This is a genomic window from Levilactobacillus namurensis DSM 19117 (assembly GCF_001434785.1).
Lineage (GTDB): Bacteria > Bacillota > Bacilli > Lactobacillales > Lactobacillaceae > Levilactobacillus > Levilactobacillus namurensis.
In genome coordinates this window covers 1-3,109 of sequence record NZ_AZDT01000023.1, presented here as the reverse complement: position 1 = coordinate 3,109, position 3,109 = coordinate 1, and the positions used below count along the sequence as shown (strand labels likewise).

The following is a 3,109-nucleotide window of genomic DNA, read 5'->3' as shown; positions in this document are numbered from 1 at the left end:
TTCCCTCAAAACTAGCTACTACCAATTATCTTCTTGAGAACACCATTACTTGGTTAAGTCCTCGACCGATTAGTACTGGTCCGCTCCACACCTCACGGTGCTGCTACTTCCAGCCTATCTACCTGATCATCTCTCAGGGGTCTTACTTCCATATAGGAATGGGAAATCTCATCTCGAGGCGAGTTTCACACTTAGATGCTTTCAGCGTTTATCTCATCCATACATAGCTACCCAGCGATGCGCCTGGCGGCACAACTGGTACACCAGCGGTATGTCCATCCCGGTCCTCTCGTACTAAGGACAGCTCCTCTCAAATTTCCTACGCCCGCGACGGATAGGGACCGAACTGTCTCACGACGTTCTGAACCCAGCTCGCGTACCGCTTTAATGGGCGAACAGCCCAACCCTTGGGACCGACTACAGCCCCAGGATGCGATGAGCCGACATCGAGGTGCCAAACCTCCCCGTCGATGTGGACTCTTGGGGGAGATAAGCCTGTTATCCCCAGGGTAGCTTTTATCCGTTGAGCGATGGCCCTTCCATACGGTACCACCGGATCACTAAGCCCGACTTTCGTCCCTGCTCGACCTGTCTGTCTCGCAGTCAAGCTCTCTTCTGCCTTTACACTCGACGAATGATTTCCAACCATTCTGAGAGAACCTTTGGGCGCCTCCGTTACTTTTTAGGAGGCGACCGCCCCAGTCAAACTGCCCACCTGACACTGTCTCCCACCACGATAAGTGGTGCGGGTTAGAGTGTTCACACAGCGAGGGTCGTATCCCACCAGCGCCTCCATCGAAACTAGCGTTCCGATATCTACGGCTCCGACCTATCCTGTACAAGCTGTGTCAACACCCAATATCAAGCTACAGTAAAGCTCCATGGGGTCTTTCCGTCCTGTCGCGGGTAACCTGCATCTTCACAGGTACTATAATTTCACCGAGTCTCTTGTTGAGACAGTGCCCAGATCGTTACGCCTTTCGTGCGGGTCGGAACTTACCCGACAAGGAATTTCGCTACCTTAGGACCGTTATAGTTACGGCCGCCGTTTACTGGGGCTTCATTTCTGGGCTTCGCCGAAGCTAACTCATCCACTTAACCTTCCAGCACCGGGCAGGCGTCAGCCCCTATACGTCATCTTACGATTTTGCAGAAACCTGTGTTTTTGATAAACAGTCGCCTGGGCCTTTTCACTGCGGCTACACTTGCGTGTAGCACCCCTTCTCCCGAAGTTACGGGGTCATTTTGCCGAGTTCCTTAACAAGAGTTCACTCGCTCACCTTAGGATACTCTCCTCGACTACCTGTGTCGGTTTGCGGTACGGGTAATTAATGTCTAACTAGAAGCTTTTCTCGGCAGTGTGACGTGGAGCACTTCCCTACTAAAATTCGGTCCCCGTCACGTCTTGTCCTTAGTGATAAGCATTTGACTCATCACCAGACTTAACGCTTGGACGCACATTTCCAATCGTGCGCATGCTTTAGCCTCCTGCGTCCCTCCATCGTTCAAACAACATTAACTAGTACAGGAATATCAACCTGTTATCCATCGCCTACGCCTCTCGGCCTCGGCTTAGGTCCCGACTAACCCTGGGAGGACGAGCCTTCCCCAGGAAACCTTAGTCATTCGGTGGATCAGATTCTCACTGATCTTTCGCTACTCATACCGGCATTCTCACTTCTAAGCGCTCCACTAGTCCTTGCGGTCTAACTTCGTCGCCCTTAGAACGCTCTCCTATCACGCAACATAGTTGCGTCCACAATTTCGGTAATGTGCTTAGCCCCGGTATATTTTCGGCGCAGAGTCACTCGGCTAGTGAGCTATTACGCACTCTTTAAATGGTGGCTGCTTCTGAGCCAACATCCTAGCTGTCTATGCAATTCCACATCCTTTTCCACTTAGCACATATTTAGGGACCTTAATTGGTGGTCTGGGCTGTTCCCCTTTCGACGGTGGATCTTATCACTCATCGTCTGACTCCCGGATATAAATCTGTGGCATTCGGAGTTTATCTGAATTCAGTAACCCATGACGGGCCCCTAGTCCAAACAGTGGCTCTACCTCCACGATTCTTAACTCCGAGGCTAACCCTAAAGCTATTTCGGAGAGAACCAGCTATCTCCAAGTTCGTTTGGAATTTCACCGCTATCCACACCTCATCCCAGCATTTTTCAACATACACGGGTTCGGCCCTCCAGTGCGTTTTACCGCACCTTCAGCCTGGACATGGATAGGTCACCTGGTTTCGGGTCTACGTCAATTTACTGAAACGCCCGTTTCAGACTCGCTTTCGCTACGGCTCCGGTCTTTACACCTTAACCTTGCAAATTAACGTAACTCGCCGGTTCATTCTACAAAAGGCACGCTATCACCCATTAACGGGCTCTAACTAATTGTAGGCACATGGTTTCAGGAACTATTTCACTCCCCTTCCGGGGTGCTTTTCACCTTTCCCTCACGGTACTGGTTCACTATCGGTCACTAGGGAGTATTTAGCCTTGGGAGATGGTCCTCCCGGATTCCGACCAGGTTTCACGTGTCTGGCCGTACTCAGGATCCTGAACTGAGGGTCAACGATTTCATCTACGGGGGTATCACCCTCTCTGCCGTGCCTTCCCAGACACTTCGATTATCATTGACTTTGGTAACTCAAATGTTCAGTCCTACAACCCCAATGTGCAAGCACATTGGTTTGGGCTGTTCCCCGTTCGCTCGCCGCTACTTAGGGAATCGAATTTTCTTTCTCTTCCTGTGGGTACTTAGATGTTTCAGTTCCCCACGTCTGCCACAACTTGAGTATGTATTCGTCAAGTTGTAATCATCGGTAAAGATGATTGGGTTTCCCCATTCGGAAATCTCCGGATCAAAGCTTACGTACAGCTCCCCGAAGCATATCGGTGTTAGTCCCGTCCTTCATCGGCTCCTAGTACCAAGGCATTCACCATGCGCCCTTCATAACTTAACCTATTTATCACGACGTGATAAACGATTAATCGAGTATTAGCGATTTAAACTAATTAAAAAACTCAAAATAAACGCGGTGTTCTCGGTTTAATTATCTTAATAATTAAAGGAAAATAATTGATAGTATCTAGTTTTCAAAGAACAA

At 49.6% G+C, this 3,109-nt stretch carries 1 rRNA gene; it reads right to left on the bottom strand.

Annotated elements, in window-relative coordinates:
* Window positions 1-49 precede the first annotated feature (49 nt).
* Window positions 50-2,965 (bottom strand): 23S ribosomal RNA (locus FD30_RS04455).
* Between the last annotated feature and the right edge of the window lie 144 nt (window positions 2,966-3,109).